Origin of the sequence: Archangium sp. (assembly GCF_036277355.1) — a bacterium.
GTDB lineage: Bacteria > Myxococcota > Myxococcia > Myxococcales > Myxococcaceae > Archangium.
Genome location: NZ_DASUNC010000019.1, coordinates 148,722 through 169,933, shown reverse-complemented (window position 1 = coordinate 169,933; position 21,212 = coordinate 148,722). Strand labels below are relative to the sequence as shown.

Genomic DNA, 21,212 nt, shown 5'->3' with positions numbered 1-21,212 from the left:
CAAGGACCCGCTTCTCGCACTCGCTTCACGGCTCCTTCATGGGCCCCGCCTCGACGCCCGGCCAGGAGCGGATGAGATCCCTATCCACGAAGACCTCGGCCTGCTCGATGAGCGGATCCAGGCCCCGCGGCGCGGCCTCGTTGGGGTTGTCCACGGAGGCCATGAGCTCGAAGTTGATGCGCGACGCTCCGAGCCAGACGTCCTGGAACAGCCGCGCGGGGTTCGACTTCGGCACGTAGCGGCGCACGACGCGATCCGGCAGGTGCTGGAACGCCTCGGGCACGTCCACGAACTCCAGCTTGTCCCGGAACGCGGCCGACTGCCGCTCGAGGTCCAGGTCCTCCGCGAAGGTGTCGCGCCACTGCTGGGGCGTGGCCGCCGACTCACGCCAGGCCACGTTGATGGTGAGCACCACCGGGCCCCGCTGCACCTGGGCCTCGCAGAACAGGGCCTCCCCCACGCTCGTGTCCGGCTTGCGCTCGCGCAGCAGCGTGACTCCCGGCAGCAACAGCACGACGTACTCGGACGCACTCAGCGCCGCGGCCACCCCGATGAAGCCCTCGCCCCGCATCGAGACGACGCGGTGGCCCTGCACGTATCCCGGGGTGTAGTGCAGGCCCTCGCTGACCAGCAGGGCCCGGCTCCGCATGATGTTTCCGGCGGTTGTCATGGCTCCTCTCTCCTACGCCCCATCCACGTGTTCCTCCAAGCCCCGTCCGGAAGCCGCCGCCCGCACGCTCCCACAGTGTGGGCTCCTCCCAACGTCTCCGCCATGGCCCACCCGCCTGGAGCAGGAGGGGTGCACAGACCCTACACGCGGAGTAACCCGTACTGGACACAGCGGTGGGCAAACCCCCCGGGTTCCTGACGTTTTCCAGGGAGGCGAAACGGGAAGAAACGGGGTAGACTGAACTCCCCCTCTCCCCCGCTCGCCCATCCAAGGACGTCATGGCCCTCCAGGCACAGAACGCCAGTCAAGCCTCCCAGGCCCCCACGACGGACCCGGCCGTCGAGGAGAAGCTGGAGGCGGCGCGCAACTTCACCTTCCATCTGCTCAAGGGCATCAAGCAGATCGGCATGTACCGGCACAACGAGGCCCGCTTCCCCGAGTTCCTCTCGCGGGCCACCGAGGCGCTCGCCGCGTACACGGACAAGCACGGCCCGCTGTCGCTCAAGGTGGAGCAGCAGAACTTCATGCTGCACGGCGAGCCCACCTTCTCCGAGGACACGCCGCTGCCCTACAAGTTCTTCCGGGACGGCATCCGCCAGCTCATCTTCCGGCCGGGCCTCACCGTCGCGGAGCTGGTGACGTTCACGCTCATCGCCCTCTCCGAGCCCGAGCGCGGCGCCGAGGACGTGCTCGCCCAGCTGTGGCGCGCGGGCCTGGAGCACGTCGAGTACGTCGTCGTCGAAGGCTTCAAGATGGACGAGGTCTCCGAGCAGGAGATCGAGGTCGAGGTCGACAAGGTCGTCGGCTACCTCTACTCGCGCCTCAAGACGAACTCGGACGACTTCCTGCGCTTCGCCCGCGTGAACGCGGAGGATCTGGACTCCAAGCTGGATGGCGTGGAGCAGATGCGCGGCCTGGTGGTGGCCGGCAACTACGCCTCGGACGATCTCAAGGCCCGGCTCCAGCGGGAGATCGCCGAGGAGGAGAACGCCCGGCTCTTCCCCAAGCTGGTGAGCGCCATCTTCCAGGTGATCGAGGGCGGCGTGGACGACACGGCGCTGCTCGAGGAGGTCTTCGTGCAGTTGCTGGATGCCATGCTCATCCAGGACGACTACGCCACCATCAACCAGATGGTCCTCAAGCTGCGCTCCATGTCGCAGCGCGCACCGGGAAGCAGCATCGGCTCGCTGCTGGAGCACTTCGTCCTGAAGATGGGCGAGGAGCAGCGGGTGATGCGGCTGGCGGAGATGCTCAAGACGACGCGCCCGCGGCACCCGGTGGACATCACCCGCTACCTGCAGGCGCTGGATGCCTCCACCGTGTTCACGCTGCTCAACGCGCTGGAGACGATCGAGATCCCGGAGAACCGCCTGCTGGTGTGTGACGCGCTGGCGCGCTTCGCGCAGGAGAACCCGCAGCCCTTCGTGCAGCGGTTGGAGTCCGAGCGGCCGCAGACCGTGCGCGACATGGTCTACATCCTGGAGAAGAGCAACCACCCGGAGCGGGTGAAGATGTTCGGCCTGGTGCTGCTCAACAAGAACCTCGCGGTGAAGCTGGAGGTGATGAACATCATCGCCCGCGGCCGCACCCCCGAGGCGCGCAAGCTCATCCTCGAGGCGATCAACGATCCCGCCGCCCAGGTGCGCATGCTGGCGGCCCGGCTGCTGCCGGAGTTCGACCGCGACAAGGCCTACGTGGACCTGGTGCGGCTGATGAAGGATCCGAACTTCGAGAAGAAGAGCATCGAGGAGCGCACGGCCTTCTACACGGCGCTGGGCGCCACGGGGCTGCCGGGGGCCATCTCGATGCTGCTGCAGATCATCGCGGTGAAGTCCACGCTGCTCAACAAGAAGAAGGTGCTGGAGGACAAGCTGCTGGCCATCGCCGGGCTGGCGGGTGCGTGCTCCATTCCCTCGTACAAGGCCTTGCAGGGCGTGGTGGAGGACAAGAACCAGCCCGTCGAGGTGCTCAACGCCGCGCGCAAGGCCATGTACCAGACGAAGAAGACGCTGTTCGGCGAGACGTCCACCACCGAGGAGGCCTGAACCCCATGCTGGACAACCCGTTGAAGGTCACCCAGGCCCAGGAAGAGAACGTCGGCGAGTTCGGCCGCGGCTACTCGGAGAAGCTGCAGACGCTGGCGCGCGGGCTCGTGTCGGGCCTGTACATGCTGATCCGCTCGGTGAAGATGTACGATCCGGAGAACGCCGTCTTCGAGAAGCCACTGCTGCAGCTGCAGGGCATCGTCAACCAGATCATCTCCAAGGAAGGCCGGCTGGAGCTGGTGGGCGTCAAGGACTCCTTCTACCTCAACAACATGCTGGTGAAGGTGGACCTGAACTCCATCGACAACCAGCGCTACCTGCTGGGGGAGATGCGGGCCAAGGACGTGGGCGGCATCTCGCTGAACAAGCCCGTCACGGTGCCGGACCTGAAGAACTTCATCTGGATCTTCAGCAAGGATCAGTCGGCGCAGGCGGAGGAGGAGGGGCTGGCGGGCCGCAAGCTGCTCAACATGAAGGTCACCCGCTTCTCCAAGCTCAAGGAGAAGCTCAACCGGGACGAGCTGGCCAACCCGGATGATCAGAAGGTGGACCGCAAGAAGTACGCGATGACGGTGTACTCGCGCGCGGTGTTCTTCCTGTCGAAGTACCTGGAGTCGGTGCAGGCCGGCAAGCCGATGAACACGGCGAAGGCGCTGCGGATCGTCCAGGACTTCGTGGACATCTCCTTCGAGCAGAAGACGCACTTCCTGGGGATGACCACGCTCAAGAAGAGCGAGGTGGACTACCTCGTCTACCATCAGGTGAACGTGTGCCTGATGAGCATCGTGTTCGGCATGGAGCTGGGGCTGACCAAGGCGCAGCTGCGCGACCTGGGCTACACGGCGCTCTTCCACGACGCGGGCATGGCGATGCTGCCCGAGGAGCTGTCCACCAAGAAGGGCGCGCTGAGCGCCGAGGAGAAGGCGCTCATCCAGAAGGCACCGCTCATCTCCATCCGCAACATCCTGATGGAGAAGGGCTTCACGCGCTCGACGCTGCTGCGCGTGGTGACGACGTTCGAGCACAAGGCGGACTTCGGCACGGCGGTGCGGGACGGCCGGGGCAACATCGAGATGATCATCCCGAAGACGAACCTCGGGGTGTACGCGAAGATCCTCGCCATCTGTGATGCGTACGACGCGCTGACGTCGAGGCGGCCCTACCGCGACGCCTACGGCCCCGAGGTGGCGCTGATGCTGATGTGGACGGAGATGCGCCACAAGTTCGACCCGGAGCTGCTCCAGGTCTTCATGCGCGTGATGGCCATCCAGCCGGTGAAGGTGCTGAGCCGGCGGCAGCAGTCGATGACGCTCGGAGGCGTGTAGCCGCCGCCTCCCTCTGCCTCACCGTGCCATGAGCGCGATCCGCCGTGACACCGCCACGGCGCTCACGAAGGCCCCCTCGACGCGGGAGCCCGCGCACCAGTCGCCGCAGGCCCCCAGGCCCGTGCGCTCGTCGAACAGCGCCCCTTCCGTGAGTGCGGGCTCGGCCCGGGCGTAGCGCCAGCGGTGGGCCCTGGCCTCCCGAGGACGAATCTCCACACCGGCCGCACGGGCGAACGCCTCGAGGATCCGCGGCGCCACGGCCTCGGGCGTCTCCTCCAGGTGCGCGCGGGTGAACTCGGGAGAGGCGTGAATCACCCACCGCTCCCCCGGAGGCCGGCCCGGCTTGCTGCTGTCGCGCGCGGCCCAGGACAGGGGCGAGCCGTGGATGAACACCCCATCGAGCGGCAGGGGCACGGGGGCATCGAAGCTCGCCATCACGGCCCAGCACGGCTCCATGCGGACCCCGGCCGCGCGAGCCGCCAGTTCGGGAGCCCCGGAGAGCAGCGGAACGGCCTGCGGCGCGGGAACGGCGGCCACCACCACATCGAAGGTCCCAAGGGCCTCGCCCGACTCGGACGAGAGGGCCCAGGCCTCCGCCTCCCGCCGGACGTGCTCCACCCGCACGCCGCACCGCAGGTCCACGCCCGAGGCGAGCTGACGCGCCACGGCATTCATCCCGGGCACGCCCACGTAGCGCACGGGGCCCTCGGTCTCGGGAGTCACCGTGCCGTGCTCCAGCGAGCCGAAGCGCCCGCGCCACCCGGCGACGAGGCCCTGCTCCACCCAGGTGCCCACCATGCGCTGGAAGCCCGGGTCCCTCGCGGTGAAGTACTGGGCCCCGTGGTCGAAGGTGCCGCCACCGTCCTCACGGCGGGTGGACATGCGGCCCGCGGGGCCCCGGCCCTTGTCGAACACCTTCACCGGGAAACCGGTCTCCGTGAGGAAGCGGGCCAGCGTGAGCCCCGCGAGGCCCGCGCCGATGATGGCCACCCGGGGAGGCGTCACGGTGCGCGAAGGGCGGGAGGAGTCCGAGGGAAGCGAAGAAGCCATGGCGGCCCCTCCACTAACGCGAGCCTCCACGTGGCGCACGCCTCCCGCTCGGGGTCAGTGTTCCCCGCCGCTCGTGAACTTGAGGCCGATGATGGAGATCAGCATCAGCGCGAGGAAGAAGACACGCGCGGGGGTGACGGGCTCGTGGAACAGGAAGATGCCCAGCACGGCCGCGCCCAATGCCCCGATTCCCACCCAGACTGCATAGGCGGTGCCAATCGGCAGGCTCTTCGCCGCCACCCCCAACAGCACCATGCTGGCGATGATGGCCACCCCCGTCAGCACCGAAGGCACGAGCCGGGTGAAGCCCTCGGTGTACTTGAGCCCGATGGCCCAGCACGTCTCGAGCAACCCAGCGACCACGAGCAGAACCCACGCCATGACGCACACTCCTTCTCAGGCGTCGTCTTGTCGTGACCGGGTACGGCGCACCTCGTCCGGGCCTGGCGCGCTCCCCATCGAGCCCGCCAGACGGAGGGGGGATAACCTCGCCCCACCCCTCGCGTCCAGGACAACCCGTGGCCGGGCCTACCTCTTCCTGGCCCGGCCCTTCGACGACGCCGTGGCCGTGGCCGTGGGCGCCCCGCTCGCGCGCAGCACCTTCAGCGCGGCGGTGAAGTCCGCGGGCAGCGGCGCCTCCACGTGCAGCACCTTGCCCGTGCGCGGGTGCGGGAAGGACAGCTTCCACGCGTGCAGCGCCTGGCGGCCCAGCACCTCCTCCGCCTCCGCCGCCTTCCCCTTCGCCTTGCGGCTCGCGCCGTACACGCTGTCACACAGCAGCGGGTGCCCCGCCTCCGACAGGTGCACGCGGATCTGATGCGTCCGGCCGGTGAGCAGATCCACCTCCACCAGCGCGGCATCCTCGAACGCCTCGAGCACGCGGTACACGGTGATGGCGGGCTTGCCCTCCTTCACCTTCCCGGTGAAGCGCTGGCGGTGCACCGGATGGCGGCCGTAGAGCGTCTCGATGCGCGCCTCGGCCGCCTTGGGCGTCCCGTGCACGAGCGCCAGGTACGTCTTCTCCACCACCCGTGTCTTGAAGGCCTTCTGCAGCCCCACCAGGGCCGACTCGTGCTTGGCCACCACCAGGCAGCCCGTGGTGTCCTTGTCCAACCGGTGGACGATCCCCGGACGCAGCTCGCCGCCCACTCCGGCCAGATCCTTCACCCGGTGCAGCAGCGCGTTCACCAGCGTCCCCGAGGCATGGCCCGCTCCCGGGTGCACCACCATCCCCGCCGCCTTGTCCACCACGACGAGATCCCGGTCCTCGTGCAGCACCGCGAGCGGCAGTTCCTCGGCCACCGGCACCGCCGCCACGGGAGCGGGAATCTGGAGGGAGAGCAGCTCGCCGCCACGCAGCCGCTGGGCCACCTTGGCGGGCTTGCCGTCGATTCGCGCGTTCCCGGCCTCGATGAGGCCCTGGATGCGCGAGCGCGTCAGATCGGCAAATGCGCGCGCGAGAACCTGATCCAGCCGCTCGCCACGGGCCTCGGGCGGGGCACGGAGCTCTCGCGCCTCGGCGGTCACCAGATCTTCGACTTCACGTGCGCCTTGGAGCGCAGCACGATGTCGTTGATGGCCCGCTCGAAGAAATTCATCTTCTGGAAGATCTCCGGGCTGACGCGGCTCTTGTAGAGCTCCCGGCCCTCCTCGAGCTCCTCCTTGAGGACCTCGAAGAGGTTGTCCTGCTCGATGCCCTTGATGATCTTCTGCTCGTTGTAGAGCGAGATATCCGAGGCAATCGCGCGGGCCAGCCGCATGGCCTTGATCTTTTCTTCTTCAGTCATCCTGGAGCTTTCTAAGCAGGCCCCCCCAGGGTGTCAACTTCGCAGACAGCCCGAGGACCCCTGGAGGAGACGCTTGAACGGCCCCGGGAGGGGCTCAGCGGTTCTTTTTCTCACCGGATGCGACGAGCCCCATGTAGCTCTTCGACACCCGGAGCGGATCCAGGTCCAGCTCGCGAGCGATGCTCATCAACATGCCGCGCAGATAGACGGACGCGGGGAGGATGTCATAGCGGTCCGCCTCGATGTTCTCCACGTGGCGGGACGAGATGCGCGTGCGATCCGCCAGCATCTGCAGCGACAGGTTGCGGCCCTCGCGCACCTGACGCAGCAGCTCGCCGTTGAACTCGGCATCCGAGGGGATGTCCACCACCGTCTTGAGCCGGGTGCGCGAGTCGCGCGCCTTGGCGGAGGCGAGGGCGAGCGCCGACTCGGCGTTGGCGATGGCCGAGGCCTCCGCCAGCACGGGGGCCTCGCCGAGCTGCTGGCCGTTGGGACGCGCGGCGGGAGCCCGGGCCCCATTGCGCGGCGGCAACGGGGGCGGCATGGGCGCACCGTGGCGCGTCATGGGAGCCAGGGGCCGGGCATGGATGGCCGGCTTGAGCCCCGAGACGGGCGCGGGCGTGAGCGACCGGGAGCCCGGCTTCGCGGCCAGGGGCACCCGCGGGACGGCGGCCGGCGTGGGCTCGGCGGGAGCCGGGGGGGCCGGCTCGGCGGCGGGCTCGGACGGAGCCTCCACGTTCGAGGCCGGGGCCTCCGCGGTGGCGGAAGCGGCAACGGGCACCGGCTCGGGCGGGATCACGGCGGCGGGCGGCTCGGAGGCCAGCTCCTGGGCGCCAGGCTGCGCCTCGGCCACGGGCCCGGCGGCCTCCGGCTCCACCTCCTCGGTCACCACCACCTCTCCGCTCACCACCTCCGCCTCGGGCAGCTCCTCTTCCGCGGCGGCGGGTGCGGCCTGGACCTCGGGCTCCACCTCGGCCACGGGCTCCGCCGGGGCGCTGCCGGCGGTGGACTCCGCGGCGCGCTTGAGGGACTCGGTGCGCAGACGGGCCAGCTCCTCGGCCGAGCGCGTCACGCCGATCTTCCGGTCGTACTCGATGCGCTGCTCCAACGCGCAGAGCACTTCCATGGCCTGGGTGAGCCGCTCGCGCAGGGCCTCGAGCTGCTCCGGCTCCGCCAGCGTGTACACGGCGATGGAGTCGGGCGAGTACGTCTCCATCGCGCGCGCGTAGGCGTCGAGGATCTGATCTTCCGAGGCGGTGACTGGCACCTCCAGGAGCTCGTAATAGGACTGTTGCTCGAAGTGCTTCATGGCGGACATCACTCCGTCACCCCGTCGAGCGCCAGCAGGCGATCGGCGATGCGCTGGATACCGATGGCGGCGGGAGAGTCGGGCTTCTCCAGGACGATGGGCCGGCGTTTGCGGACCGCGCGCCAGGCCTCGTCGTCGTAGCGGATGGCCCCCAGGTCATCCATCTCCAGGCCGAAGAACTTCTTCCAGGCGGACACCACCGCGGCGCCCACGTTCAGGTCCCCGTCGGAGCGCGCCTGGTTGAGCACCAGCTTCACGCGGAAGGCGGCCAGCTCCTTCTCGAGCCGCTCGGCGAGCGCGGCGTTCTGCTGCCGCACGTGCTGGATGATCTGATGAGGCGTGCGCGCGGCCCCCTCACGGGTGGACAGGGCCCGCTCCACCAGGCGCTCGATGCCGTACTGCGACTCCACCTGCTGGAGCCGCCGGTAGAAGGCGGCCTTGATGAAGCGGTAGGCGTTCTCCACCGAGGTGGGCTCGGGCAGCAGCACCAGCACGCCGTGGTCGGCGATGATGAAGAAGTCGAGCGTGTTGAAGCTGGAGCCGGCGCCCAGGTCGATGATGAGGTAGTCCACCGACTGCGTCTGCAGGCTGCGCAGCAACCGCTGCTTCTGGGCGTACTTGATGTTGGCGGCGTCCAGCACGTCCAACGCGCCGGCGATCAGCGACAGGTTGGCCACGCCGGTGGGCACGATGACGTCCTCCAGCCGGGCCTTGGGGCGCAGCATGAAGTCCGACAACGTGGCCGTGGGTTGGGCGACACCCAGACAGGTGTGCAGGTTGGCGCCGCCCAGGTCCGCATCCACCAGCAGGACGCGTTGGCCTCGATGGGCCAGCGCGACGCCGAGGTTGGCGGAGACGAGCGACTTGCCGATACCGCCCTTGCCGCCTCCCACCGCGATGATGCGGTGGGGGCGGTTGCGCGCGACGATCCCCGGAGACTCGGGGTCGGTGCGCACGGCCCCGCCCGCGGACGATTGGGCGGGCGGGGACGAACGAGCGGGCTGCGACGCGGAGGAGGGACTGGGGGGACTCAAAGCACCCGTATCAAAACCTGTCCCGCGCTCCGCGTCGACTCCCTGGCCAAGTTAGTTGATGACGATCCGGCAGAGGCAGGCCGAAGTGCCATCGCACGTCGCCCCGGCCGAGTTGCGGCAGGCCAGGCCAGCGCAGCACGGATCGGTCGGCGAGCACGCCTGGCCGCTGGACGAGCAGGTAGCTCCCGGCTGGCACGTCCCCGTGGTCTGACCCGAGAGCACCTCGCAGCGCAGGCCGGTGCAGCAGTCCGAGCCGGAGGTGCACGCCGCGTTCTGCGGCTGGCACGCCGCGGGCGCCTGGCACGTGCCACCCGAGCAGATCTCCGAGCAGCACTGAGCGGAGGTGGTGCACGTGGTGCCGTTGGCCTGGCAGACGCCGCCCGTGCCCGCGTCGGTTCCCGCATCCGTGGGCGTTCCACCGTCCGAGGGAGGCGGGGTGTAGGGCACCTGGCAGGCCTTGGTCAGCTCGGAGGTCTGCAGGCACTGGGTGCCCGCGCAGCACGTCACGCCCGCCGCGTCGCAGGGCGTGCCCACGGGGGCGCACGTCGGCTTCTGGCAGGAGAGCCGGCCCGTCCCATCCCCCGCCGGGAGGCAGAGGGCGTCATCGCAGCACTGCTCGGAGAACTGGCAGGTGTTGCCCTGGGCGATGCAGCAGGGCGAAGTGCCCGTGTAGCCGCTGGGGCAAGGACCGCTCGGGCCGGTGCCACCGCCGAAGCAGCGCGGCACGCCGGACGAGTCCACCTGGCACACGTCCTTCCTGCCGTCGCAGCAGTTCTGGGACGCGTTGATGTCCACGGAGCCACCATCCGGCAGCGTGCCGGCGCCGCAGATGTTGCCCACGCCGTTGCAGGACTGCCCGTTGTCACACCGGCCGCCCACGCACTTCACCGTACCGTTGGGGTTGATGGGTCCGCCGTCGGGGAACTTGCCACCACCGCAGCAGTCGCTGTCCTGCATGCAGAAGTTTCCGGTGAGCTTGCAACCCCCGACCGGCTGGCAGACCGTGGCGCCGTAGCCGAGGTCCACGCAGGTGCGCGAGCAGCAGCCGGAGCCACCACTGCATGGGTTGCCATCCTGGATGCAGCCGCCACCGCCACCGCCGGTGATCAACTGGCACCGGCCCGCGCCGCCGTCATTGACCGAGCACGCGTTGCCGCAGCAATCCGAGTTCTTGCCGCAGATGTCGCCGTAGCCCTGGCAGGTGTAGGCGCGCGCGCAGATGCCGGCCTGGCAGTTGGTGGAGCAGCAGTCGCCGTCCACCCCGCACGCCTGGCCAATCACCTTGCACATCGAGGTGGTGTCGCCCGGAATCTGGGCGCACTTGCCGCCGGTGCACGTCTTGGTGCAGCACTGCTCGTTGTTGGAGCAGGAGCCGCCGATGTCGAGGCACTGGGCGTTGCCGCACGTGCCGTTGCTCAGGCACACGTTGGTGCAGCACTGGATGCCGGAGGTGCAGGCCTCGCCGGGGGTGCGGCAGAGCGTGTCGGGCTCCGGACAACGGCCATCCGCCCCACACACGCCGCTACAGCACAAGGCACCCGCATCCGACTCACGGCTACAGGAGGCTCCCTGGGCCAGACACGTCGGGGGCTCACCGCCATCCGGGAGGGTCCCGTTACCGCCGTCATCCGGGTTGCCGCCCCCTCCATCATCATTGTTGGTTCCGCCGTCGTCGCTGATTCCCGCGTCCGGCGGCCCGTCGACGCCGCCACAGTTACAGCCCGTGATGCTCATGACCAGTGCGAGCGCGCCCAGCACCAGCCAGCGATTTCCCTGCATGAATGTCTCCCGGAAAGTCCAAGCGCGGACAGAATCCGTGCTTCGGGGGAGACCCCGCAAGGCCTACAGCGGCCACGAGAATCCGGCGCTACAAGCGGCCTGGAAAACTCCAGCGCCGGAGCGGGCGGCCGGGTCAATCGTCGAGCAGTTCGACGTTCCAGTACGAGGCGTCGGCCAGGTTCAGGAACGGCAGCCACTCGCGGTAGGTGATGCGGCGGGAGGCGCCGCGGAAGAAGGGGGTCCAGCGGGGCCGCATGGGCACCTTGAGGAGCTTCATGCCCGCCTGCGCCGGCGTACGCCCACCCTTGCGCAGGTTGCAGGGCACGCACGAGCACACCACGTTCTCCCAGCTCGTCTTGCCTCCCTGCGAGCGCGGGACGACATGGTCCAGGTTCAGCTCCGAGCGCGGCAGCTGCCGGGCGCAGTACTGGCACGTGTCGTGGTCGCGCGCGTAGATGTTGAGGCGGGAGAAGCGCACCCGGCCCTTGGGCAGGTACTCGTAGGCGGAGAGCACCACCACGCGGGGCACGCGGATGCGCCGGTTGATGGTGTTGACGCTGTCGTGCGGCGCGCTGGCGCTCAGGGCCGCCCAGTCCTCGAACTCATAGAGGCGGTACTGGGCATCGATGGCCTTGGCCACGCCCAGGTAGAGCAGCGAGAGGGCGCGCTTCACCGAGGTGACGTGCACCGGTTGATAGTTTCGGTTCAGGACGAGAACGGCGCTGTTCAACATGGCTGCCTTCCCTGTGAGGCCGTACCGACGGCGTCAGCGACCGGCCCGAGGTCCTCCTCCGCCAGGCACCGGACGTCCATAACCACCTCGCCGTCCGAGATCCGCCCAATCACCGGAACTCCCGCTCCCCGAAGACATTCCAGGAACGCCGCTGGCTCCTCAACGGTGAGGATGCACGCATAGGACGGCAACCTGGCCAGGGGCATCGCTCCCCCGCCTACCTGCCCCGAGATGGGAGCCACGCGGGCCTTGATTCCCTTCATCACCAGCAGACCGAGCAGGCGCTCGGCACGCACACGGAGCTCCTCCACCGGCCAGGTGAGCATCCGGTACGTGGGGATGGCCTCCGGCCGGCCATCCCGGTACAGCTCCAGCGTGGCCTCCAGGGCCGCCACCGTCATCTTGTCGATGCGCAACGCCCGGGTCAGCGGGTGCTTCTTGATGCGGGCGATCAGCTCCGCGCGCCCCACGATGATCCCCGCCTGCGGCCCGCCCAGCAGCTTGTCGCCGGAGAAGGCCACCACGTCGGCGCCCGCGGCCACGGTGGCCGGCACCGTGGGCTCGCCGGTGAGCCCCTCGCCGGTGAGCGGCACCAGCGCCCCCGAGCCCAGGTCCACGAACACGGGCACCCCGCGCGCGCGGCCGAGCGCGGACAGCTCCTTCACCTCCACCTCCTCGGTGAAGCCCACCAGCGCGAAGTTGGAGCGGTGCACCTTCATCAGCACGCCGGTGTCCGGCGTGAGGGCCGACTCGTAGTCCGAGCGCCGCGTGCGGTTGGTGGTGCCCACCTCCACGAGGCGCGCCCCGGACTGCTTCATCACGTCCGGCACCCGGAAGCCGCCGCCGATCTCCACCAACTCCCCGCGCGAGACGATGGCCTCGTGGCCCGCCGCCAGCGTGGCGAGCACCAGCAGCGCCGCGCCCGCGCAGTTGTTCACCACCAGGGCGTCCTCGGCGCCGGTGAGCTGGGTGAGCAGCTCCACCACGGGGGCATAGCGGCTGCCACGCTCGCCCTCGTCCAGGTCGTACTCGAGGTTGGAGTAGCCGCGAGCCACCTCGGCCACGCGGGCCACGGCCTCGGGCGCCAGGGGGGCGCGGCCCAGGTTGGTGTGCAGCACCACGCCGGTGGCGTTGAGCACGGGCCGCAGGTTGGGCGTGGCCAGCACGCGCAGCGCCTCGTCCACGTCCGAGTCCTCGAAGGGACGGGCCTCGCCGCGCAACAGCCGCTCGCGCACGCGCGCCACCGCCAGCCGCAGCGCCGCCACGGCGCGGGGACGCGGAATCGCCGCCAGCTTCTCCTCCAGGGAGGGCCGGCGCAGGAGCTGCTCAATGGAGGGGAGCGCTCGCAGCAGAGCGTTCTTCCCCCCGTTCTCGGTCGAGGGTGCACCCACGGCCGCAATTGTAAGGGGGCGGGGGCTCGCGCGCCACCCGGCTCCCCTGCCCTTCACACCGGTTTCACACTACCGGCTGGCGGCTTGCACACCCGTCACCTTGGCCGGCCGCCCGTAGAGCAGCTGGTAGGTGTTGTAGGAGCGCAGCACCCGCTTGATGTAGCCCCGCGTCTCCGCGATGGGCACCTCCTCCACCCACGCGTCCAGCGGCACGCCCGGACGGTCCGCGCGCCACCGGTCGATGGCGTTGGGGCCGGCGTTGTAGCTGCCCACGGCATACGGGGTGTGCCCGGAGAAGCGCTTGATGAGCGAGCCCAGGTACTGCGCGCCCAGCCGGATGTTGAGGTCCGGCTCCAGGAGCGCCTGGGTCGTCACCTTCTTGAGCTTGAGCTGGCGCGCCACCGCCTGCGCCGTGGAGGGCATGAGCTGGGTGAGGCCCAGCGCGCCCGCCCACGAGAGCGCCTTCGGATCCAACGCGCTCTCCTCGCGCATCAGCGCCTGGAGCAGATCCGGCTCCACGCCGGCCGCGGCGGTGTGCTTCTCGATGAGCGGGCGGAAGGCGTTGGGATAGGCCACCTCCCACACCGGCCGCGTCTCCGGGGTGATGCGGCCGCTCAGGTCGCGGCGCAGCGCCACGCGGGCCACCGCATGCGCGCCCCGCTCGTCCCCCGACACGGACAGCAGCTGCACCAGCAGCCGGACATTCTCCGACGGCAGGTTCGTGCGGTTGACGGCGAGCAGCTCCGAGGAGACGGCCTCGGGGAAGCCCAGGCGCAGCAGCTCCACCGCGGCGGTGAAGTGCGGATCCTTCTCCATCGCCCCCGCGTGCAGCGGCCAGGGCGCGCGACGCTCCTGCTGGGTGAAGTCGAGCTGCGGCGTCACGCGCTCCATGCGCGCCGGGTCCACCTCGGCGAGCATCGTGCGGGCCATCAGCCCGTAGTAGGTGGCCGGGTGCTCCACGGCGATCGTCTCGAAGAGATCCGCCGCGGCCTTCTTGTCGCCCTTGTCCTGCAGGGTGCGCGCCCGCCAGTACTGCGCGCGCTCGAGGTCGTACGTCTCGTCCGCGTCGGCGAAACGCTTCTCGATCTCCAGGAGCATGGGGATGCCCCCGTCCGCGGCCTTCAGCGTGCGGGAGATCCAGAAGTCCTTGAAGAGCGCCTCGCCGAGGAAGTCCCCCTGGGGGTAGAGCTTCACCAGCTCCTTGAGCCGCTGCGAGGCCAGCTCCAGGCGGCCCGTCTTCACATACAGGTCCGCGGCGTAGAAGAGCGCGTCGTCGGCGAAGGAGTGCTCCGGGTAGTCGCGGGCGAGCCGCTCGTACGTCTGGGGCCCCTGCACCTGGTCCACGATGGAGCGCGACGAGCCGAGCACGTACATGGCGCGCGGCAGCAGATCGCGGTCCTGGCACTTCTCCACCACGGGGGTGAGCGTGGAGATGGCGCGGGTGTGCTGGCGCTCCTTGCGCAGCCCCTTGCCGAAGGCGAAGTGCGCGCGGCAGGCGAGCGCGTCCGGCAGCTTGAGCTTGGGCAGCAGCGGCTCGAGCACGTCCAGGCCCTGCTTGTTGCGGTGCAGCTCGATGAGCTGCTCGGCGCGCGCCACCTTCATGTCGACGGGCGCCTGCTGGCCCTTGAGACGCTTCTCGGCCTGCTGGGCCAGGGCGGACAGGGGGTGGTTGGCCCACAGGCGCCAGAGGAACTCGCGCTCGCGCGCCTTGTCCTTCTTCTCGGCGGCGATGTCGGCGCTGGCCATGAGGGCCTCGGCGGCGACGTTGCGGCCCCAGGAGGGCGAGGTGCGGCCGGACAGGGGCGCGAGCGCGGCGAGCGCGGCCTCGGTGTCCTTCGTCTTGCGCAGGACGCGGCCGAGCGCCAGGCGGGCATCGGCGTACAGCCGGGAGCTCTCGGGCACCTGGGCGAGCAGCACGGCGGCATCCGCGAAGCGCCCGAGCGACTCGAGCGCCACGCCGGCATGGGTGAGGCAGCGATCGGCCAGCGCGGGGTAGTCCCGGGCCAGGGTGGACATCTCCTCGGCGGCGCGCTTGTCGTCCCCGGCGCGCACCGCGCTCAGGGCGCGCAGGTAGCGCACGGGCAGCGAGTGGCCCTCCTTCTCCAGCAGCTCGCGGGCGCGGACGTAGAAGCCCTTGTCGAAGGCCTGCCTGGCCTCCAGGAGCTTGCCCTTGGCGAAGTAGGGGGACAGGTCGTCCAGGTTGTAGGCGCGGCCCTTGAAAATCATGGGCGCGGCGGGCGCGGGCGGAGGCGGGTCCGGGAAGGCCGGGTTGAGCACCTCCACATACCCCGGGGGCACGAGGACCTTCTCGGCATCCGGAGGTGGGGAGAGCTGGGCCTCGGACGGAGCCTGGCCGGTGAGCGCCTGGGGAGCCGCGGAGGGCTCCTCGGTGAGCGGCGCCTGGGCAAAGGCCAGCGAGGTGGCCGCGGCAGCGGCGGCGAGCAGGGGGACGAAGGCTTTCATACGGGATGGGCCCTCACGTGATGGGCCTGGGCAGCCACGGAGACAACTGGAAGCAGGGAAAAAATTTCCGCGAACGAACGGAGGTTAGACTGCCCACCACGCATGGACATCCGGACACAGAGCGCACTTCTCGCATCCATCATCGGGTTGGCGCTGGGCGTTTCCATGTTGTTGAGGGCGGGACGTCCACGGGTGCTCACGCTCTACTCCGTCTTCGCGTTGACAGTAGGCGGGTACTACCTCTCCAGCTTCTTCCACAGCCTCTTCTCACGCGCCGAGTACCCCTGGGTGTCGAGGGTGGCGGTGGGTGCCACCATTCTACTGGCTTCGCTGGTTCCTGGCGCGGCCGTTGCCTTCTTCCTCGAATTCCTGGGGGTCAGCAAGGGAACACATCTGCTCGGCAGGCGGCTCGCTGTGCTCTCCGCCGTGTTCGGCCTGGGCGTGGCGGTGTCGCCCCTGGCGCACAATGGGTGGGCCAGGGTGGCCATGGGCGCCTGGGTGCTCGGTGCACTGCTGGGCTCGGTGTCGTTGCTGCTCCGACGAGTCAGCACCACCGAGTCGCGCATCGAGCGGCTGCGCCTGACGTACCTGGCCATCGGCGCGGGGGCGGCCATCCTCTTCACGGCGCTGGACTTGCTCGAGCGCTACGGCCTGCCCTTCCCCACCCTGGGGCCGGTCTTCACCACGCTCTACCTGTTCTTCCTGGCCCAGACGCTGCTGCGGCTGCGGCTGATGGACCTGCACGAGTTGCTGGGGAAGATCGCCTCGCAGACGGTGCTGGCCACCATCCTGGCCGCGGTGTTCACGGTGCTGACGGTGTGGGTGGACCAGAACAACACCTCGCTGTTCGTGTTCAACACGGTGGTGGCGGCGTTCGTGGTGCTCATCCTCCTGGAGCCCCTGAGGGTGAAGGTGGAGGAGCAGGTGGTGTCCATCTTCTTCCGCGAGCGCTTCGAGCTGCTGCGGGTGCTGAGCAACGCGCGGGCGAGGATGGCGGGCGTCATTGAAATCTCCGAGCTGGCGCGGATGGTGCTGGACGCGCTGCACGAGTCGGGGCGGATCACCCACGCCTCGCTGTACCTGCTGGCGGAGGACAGGCCGGGCTACCGGCTGCTGGACGCGCGGGGACCGGCACCGGTGAGCTTCCTGGACACGGGCGCGGCGAGGGGCGTGCTGTTCGCGGTGGCATCGGGACAGAAGGCGGTGCTGCTGGAGAACGTGGAGCGGCGCATCGCGGTGCTGCGGCAGCAGGCGGTGGAGGGCAAGCGCTTCCGGGACGAGCTCAAGCGGCTCAACGACACGCGGGCGGCGCTGCTGCAGATGAAGGGCGGCATCACCGTGCCGCTGCTGGGCAATGACCGGGTCATCGGCTTCCTGAACCTGTGGGACGAGCGGGTGCCGGAGGCGTACGCCTCGGACGAGATCGCCCTGATCCTGGAAGTGGCCGAGCGGCTGGCGACGGCGCTGGAGAACTCGAAGCTGTACGAGAAGATCCGCGAGCGCGACCGCCTGGCGGCGCTGGGCGAGATGGCGGCGGGCCTGGCGCATGAGATCCGCAACCCGCTGGGGGCCATCAAGGGCGCGGCGCAGTGCCTGGATCCGAAGCGGCTGCCGGGGGAGGAAGGCGAGTTCCTGGAGGTGATCGTCGAGGAGGTGAACCGCCTGAACGGGGTGGTGTCGGCGTTCCTCGACTACGCGAGGCCACTGAAGCAGACCTTCGGGCCCACGGACCTGAACGAGGTGGTGACGCGGACGGTGCGGCTCATCCAGAACGAGATGCCACCGGGCATCGAGCTGAAGGTCGAGCAGGAGGAGGCCCTGCCGCGGGTGGAGGCGGACGCGGAGCAGCTCAAGCAGGTGTTGATCAACCTGGTGCAGAACGCGATGCAGGCGATGGCCGACACCGGGGGCGCCATCACGGTGAAGACGGTGCGGCCGGATCGCTTCACGGACTTCCGCTCGGCGGGGGATTCGTTCGTGGAGCTGCACGTGACGGACACGGGCCCGGGGATTCCGCAGGAGCAGCAGCAACACATCTTCGTGCCCTTCTACACGACGAAGCAGAAGGGCACGGGACTGGGACTGGCCATCTGCCAGCGCATCGTGAAGAACCACGGCGGGACGCTGTCGGTGCAGAGCAAACCGGGCGAGGGCGCCGCGTTCATCATCCGCCTGCCGGCGCCTCCGTCCGAGCCACTCCCACTGCCAGAGCCGATCCTCATGGATGGAACGCCCTTCCCCACCACGAGACCCTCGGATGGCAAGGTGGCTGAGGGCGGCCTTCCGGACAGCACGCCACCGCCCAAACCCGAGCGCAAACCGAAACGCGACAAGAAGCGCCGCACGGGTTGAGGCTCAACTCAGGAGGACCGGGGGCACTGTCTACTGGAGGAACTTCCACGCCACGAGCGAGCAGAAGCCCCCGTAGTAGAGCACCGCGCTGGCGACCTCCACGAACCGCCGCACGCCCCTCGCCCGCCGCGGGGAGATCCACGCCCCCGCGAAGGCCACCAGCTCGGCCAGCACGCGCCAGATGCTCGCGAACAGCACCAGCAGCGCGGTGAAGTAGGTCCAGTACGTGAAGAAGCTCTGCATGTACGGCCCCATCCCGTACATCTGGTACTGCGCGAACGGCCCACCGTAGGTGATGCGCTGGTTGAGCTGGAACATGATGACGGCGGGCACCAGCGGGAACAGGACGAACTTGAGCACCAGGTGGTACCAGCGTCGGCGGCTCACCGTGGCCCGGGCGTGGGCGAAGGCCGTGAGCGGGTGATTCGCCTCCGTCCCCATCGCCTCCAACACCGGCAGTGGATCCACCACCTGCAACGCGTACTGGAAACCTCGTCCCGACTTCATCCGCAACGACACGCCCGCCCCCGGCAACGGCAGCCGCCACACCCGGGCGGACTCCACCGAGGTGACGGGCAGTTCGAACCGATCCCCACGGCGCTCCAGCACGAACTGTGACGGTTCGACGGAGAACGTCGCGGCGGTGAGCCACCGGATGAGCCGGGTGAGGCCGAACAGGGCCAGCGCGATCAGGGCGAGCCAGCCCGCCAGTGCCGGAGGCCTGGGGTTCATCGCCCCCGTGAAGGTGCCCACGACGATGAGCGCCGAGGCACACAGGATGTCGGCCGTCATCAACACCTGGAGCAGGGCACTGACGAGACGCAGGGCGAGCGAGTAGGCGTGGACCTGGAAGCGCGGGGCCACGGGCTGGCCGTGGGCTGAAGGCGCGACGGGTGCATCGGCGGCGGACATGGGGCTCATGGGGGAACGGATTGCCCGGGCGGCAAGGGGCCCGTAGCATACGAGCCCCGGAGAACAGGGGCGAGAATGGGTTCGCAGCATCCCGAGTACGAGCGGCACGTCGACGGTGATGGCGTGACACGCATCCAGCGGAAGAGCACCGGCAGCGGCACGTGGATCGTCGGGCTGGGGCTCGGCGTCACCGTCGTGTGTCTGCTCCTGAGTGCCTGGCTCGTGTCATCGCCGGCTTCCGTGCCCTCCCCTCCCGAAACAGAGCCCGTGAGGCTCGCGCAGGGAGCACCCGCGCCCTCCCCCACCCCGTCCCGTCCCGCTCCGAAGGCGGCCCCGCGGCCCCAGAGCGTCCCGGCCCAGCCGTCCGAGCCCACGCCCCAGGAGGAGCCCGTGCCACAGGACGCGGCGCCCGCTGGCCCCGCGGAGGGCATCAACCTGTACCGCCCGGGCACCAGCCCCCTCAAGCAGGGCATCATCGTCCCCGAGAACTTCGAGCTGCCTCCCGGTTACGTGCGCCACTACCAGACCACGGACAATGGCGAGGGCATCAAGCCGATCCTCATGTTCCACCCGGACTACAAGCCGGTGGACTCCAAGGGAGTGCCAGTCGAGCTGCCCTCCAACCGGGTCGTCCCGCCCGAGCTGGCGCCCCCGGGCATGCCCATCGAGATCCTGGAGCTGCCCGAAGGGCCAGAGGGAGTGGAGCCCATTCCATGAGCGCGATGGCGGTCCGCGCGAGGCGCCTCGTGCTCCTGCTGCTCGGCGCGGCGGGCACCGCGGGCCTGCTGTGGTTGTTCGGCAGCCAGGAGCCCCTCTGGGTCTCGGCCGGTTGGGTGTCGCTCGTGCCCTGGTTGTGGGTGCTGGACCGGACCACCTCCCGGCGTGAGACGGTGCTCGCGGGCGTGGCCATGGGCTGCGCCTTCAACGCCGCGCTCTTCGCGTGGTTCCCCGGCTCCCTGCAGAGCTACTCCGGGGCGCCCCTGGCGGTGTGCTGGCTCGCCTTCCTGGTGCTGTCGCCCCTCATGGAGCTGCAGTTCATCACCTTCGCGCTGACCCGCTACCACCTGCGGCGCACCGCCCAGCAGAACCCCCGGGGCTTCTGGCGCGCCACGCTCACGGGCGTACTCGTGTACGTGGGCACCGAGTGGATCAGCCCCAAGCTCTTCGCCGTGACGCTCGGGCAGGGCTTCATCGCCTCCGAGTCCCTTCGCCAGGGTGCGGACATCGCCGGGACGCATGGGCTCACGTTCGTGCTCGTCATCGTCAACGCGTGCGTGCTCGAGGCCGGCAGGGTCCTCGTGGCCCACGGTGTGCGCGAGGGCTCGCGGCGCGCACTGGCTCCGGTGGCCGTGGGAGCGGCGCTCGTGCTGGCGTGCTTCGGGTACGGCCAGTTCCGCTACCGGCAGGTGACCGCGCTCGAGGCCCCCCAGCAGCAGCTCACGGTGGGCGTCGTCCAGGCCAACATCACGAAGTACGAGAAGCTCGCGGCGGAGATGGGCACGTACGACGTGGTCCGGATGATCCTGGACACGCACTACCGGCTCTCGGCCGATCTGCTCCAGAACCGGAAGCTGGATCTGCTCATCTGGCCCGAGACGGTGTACCCGACGACCTTCGGCACGCCCAAGAGCGACGCGGGCGCCGAGTTCGACGCGGAGATCCGCGAGTTCGTCTCGCGCGGCCAGGTGCCCCTGCTCTTCGGCACGTACGATCTGGAGCAGGAGCGCGAGTACAACGCCGCCATGTTCCTGGGCCCGGGGAAGAACGGAGCGCTGGAGCGCTCGGCCTACCGCAAGACGATGCTCTTCCCGCTGACGGAGTGGGTCCCCGAGCTGATCGACTCGCAGTGGCTGCGCGAGCGGATGCCCTGGACGGGCTACTGGAAGCGGGGACCCGGTCCGCAGACGATGGCGCTCCAGCTCGGCGGAGGCCGGGCGATCACCGTCGCGCCCCTCATCTGCTACGAGTCCATCTTCCCCAGCTATGTCGCCGAGGAGGCGCGCCGGGGAGCCGAGCTCATCATCACGTTGTCCAACGACTCGTGGTTCTCCGGGACGCCCGCGCCGAAGCAGCACCTGATGCACGCGGCGTTTCGCAGCATCGAGACGCGGCTGCCGCAGGTGCGCGTCACCAACTCGGGCATCTCCGCCCTCATCAGCCCCACGGGCCAGGTGCTCGCCGAGGTGCCGGATGCTCACCGCGCGAGCCTCGCCGTGACGGTGCCCCTCACTCCCCGTGTGCCCACGCTGATGGTGCTCTGGGGGGACTGGCTGGGCCCCACCGCCCTCGTGCTGAGCGTGGTGCTGCTCCTCGCGCCCTCGCTCCTGGCGCGGCGCAAGGCCCGGCAGTCCGCGTAGCCCGA

General features: G+C 69.5%; 17 protein-coding genes and 1 riboswitch. Of the genes, 5 read left to right on the top strand and 12 right to left on the bottom strand.

The features are described 5' to 3' along the window. Positions 1–25: 25 nt before the first annotated feature. Positions 26–670: a hypothetical protein gene (locus VFZ09_RS05815; RefSeq protein WP_329726475.1), complete on the bottom strand. Its 645-nt coding sequence runs from the start codon at positions 668–670 to the stop codon at positions 26–28. Positions 671–948: 278 nt separating this feature from the next. Here VFZ09_RS05815 and VFZ09_RS05810 point away from each other — a divergent pair, with 278 nt between their 5' ends. After that, complete coding sequence (locus tag VFZ09_RS05810) at positions 949–2,715, top strand: HEAT repeat domain-containing protein (RefSeq protein WP_329726474.1); 1,767 nt, start codon at positions 949–951, stop codon at positions 2,713–2,715. A 5-nt stretch (positions 2,716–2,720) separates the two neighbouring features. Further along, on the top strand, positions 2,721–4,040 hold the full coding sequence (locus VFZ09_RS05805) for an HD-GYP domain-containing protein (protein WP_329726473.1): 1,320 nt from the start codon (positions 2,721–2,723) through the stop codon (positions 4,038–4,040). Between the two features lie 18 nt (positions 4,041–4,058). Here the strand turns inward: VFZ09_RS05805 and VFZ09_RS05800 are convergent, their stop codons facing one another. From VFZ09_RS05800 to VFZ09_RS05755, 10 genes are all read right to left on the bottom strand, one after another. After that, the gene (locus tag VFZ09_RS05800; RefSeq protein WP_329726472.1) at positions 4,059–5,090 is read right to left on the bottom strand and encodes an NAD(P)/FAD-dependent oxidoreductase; all 1,032 of its coding nucleotides are present in this window, start codon (positions 5,088–5,090) and stop codon (positions 4,059–4,061) included. Positions 5,091–5,144: 54 nt separating this feature from the next. After that, positions 5,145–5,471: a quaternary ammonium compound efflux SMR transporter SugE gene (sugE, locus tag VFZ09_RS05795; RefSeq protein WP_329726471.1), complete on the bottom strand. Its 327-nt coding sequence runs from the start codon at positions 5,469–5,471 to the stop codon at positions 5,145–5,147. Between the two features lie 16 nt (positions 5,472–5,487). Next, positions 5,488–5,543, bottom strand: a riboswitch (guanidine-III (ykkC-III) riboswitch). A gap of 75 nt (positions 5,544–5,618) precedes the next feature. Next, a complete protein-coding gene (locus VFZ09_RS05790) occupies positions 5,619–6,620 on the bottom strand; it encodes an RluA family pseudouridine synthase (protein ID WP_329726498.1) in 1,002 nt (333 codons plus the stop codon). Then, entirely contained in the window at positions 6,614–6,877 is a 264-nt protein-coding gene (locus tag VFZ09_RS05785) for a hypothetical protein (protein ID WP_047858179.1), read from the bottom strand. The genes VFZ09_RS05790 and VFZ09_RS05785 overlap by 7 nt, the downstream gene beginning before the upstream one ends. 94 nt (positions 6,878–6,971) lie before the next feature. After that, on the bottom strand, positions 6,972–8,195 hold the full coding sequence (locus VFZ09_RS05780; protein WP_329726470.1) for a helix-turn-helix domain-containing protein: 1,224 nt from the start codon (positions 8,193–8,195) through the stop codon (positions 6,972–6,974). Continuing rightward, the gene (locus VFZ09_RS05775; protein WP_329726469.1) at positions 8,195–9,142 is read right to left on the bottom strand and encodes a P-loop NTPase; all 948 of its coding nucleotides are present in this window, start codon (positions 9,140–9,142) and stop codon (positions 8,195–8,197) included. Before VFZ09_RS05775 ends, VFZ09_RS05780 begins: the two co-directional genes overlap by 1 nt. A gap of 129 nt (positions 9,143–9,271) precedes the next feature. Next, a complete protein-coding gene (locus VFZ09_RS05770) occupies positions 9,272–10,999 on the bottom strand; it encodes a hypothetical protein (RefSeq protein ID WP_329726468.1) in 1,728 nt (575 codons plus the stop codon). Positions 11,000–11,132: 133 nt separating this feature from the next. Next, positions 11,133–11,732, bottom strand: a complete 600-nt coding sequence (locus VFZ09_RS05765) for an HNH endonuclease (protein ID WP_329726467.1) — start codon at positions 11,730–11,732, stop codon at positions 11,133–11,135. Beyond that, a complete protein-coding gene (selA, locus tag VFZ09_RS05760; protein WP_329726466.1) occupies positions 11,726–13,123 on the bottom strand; it encodes an L-seryl-tRNA(Sec) selenium transferase in 1,398 nt (465 codons plus the stop codon). Before selA ends, VFZ09_RS05765 begins: the two co-directional genes overlap by 7 nt. A gap of 69 nt (positions 13,124–13,192) precedes the next feature. Beyond that, positions 13,193–15,586, bottom strand: coding sequence for a transglycosylase SLT domain-containing protein (locus VFZ09_RS05755; RefSeq protein ID WP_329726465.1), 2,394 nt, complete (start codon positions 15,584–15,586; stop codon positions 13,193–13,195). Positions 15,587–15,688: 102 nt separating this feature from the next. On the opposite strand from VFZ09_RS05755, the gene VFZ09_RS05750 reads away from it, so the two are divergent. Next, positions 15,689–17,938, top strand: a complete 2,250-nt coding sequence (locus tag VFZ09_RS05750; RefSeq protein ID WP_329726464.1) for an ATP-binding protein — start codon at positions 15,689–15,691, stop codon at positions 17,936–17,938. Positions 17,939–17,968: 30 nt separating this feature from the next. On the opposite strand, the gene VFZ09_RS05745 is transcribed toward VFZ09_RS05750, so the two are convergent. Then, complete coding sequence (locus VFZ09_RS05745) at positions 17,969–18,859, bottom strand: hypothetical protein (protein ID WP_329726463.1); 891 nt, start codon at positions 18,857–18,859, stop codon at positions 17,969–17,971. A gap of 66 nt (positions 18,860–18,925) precedes the next feature. Between VFZ09_RS05745 and VFZ09_RS05740 the strand changes: the two genes are divergently transcribed. Both VFZ09_RS05740 and lnt read left to right on the top strand, forming a co-directional pair. Continuing rightward, positions 18,926–19,567, top strand: a complete 642-nt coding sequence (locus VFZ09_RS05740) for a hypothetical protein (RefSeq protein ID WP_329726462.1) — start codon at positions 18,926–18,928, stop codon at positions 19,565–19,567. Beyond that, positions 19,564–21,207, top strand: a complete 1,644-nt coding sequence (lnt, locus tag VFZ09_RS05735; protein WP_329726461.1) for an apolipoprotein N-acyltransferase — start codon at positions 19,564–19,566, stop codon at positions 21,205–21,207. Before VFZ09_RS05740 ends, lnt begins: the two co-directional genes overlap by 4 nt. The last annotated feature ends 5 nt before the right edge of the window (positions 21,208–21,212 follow it).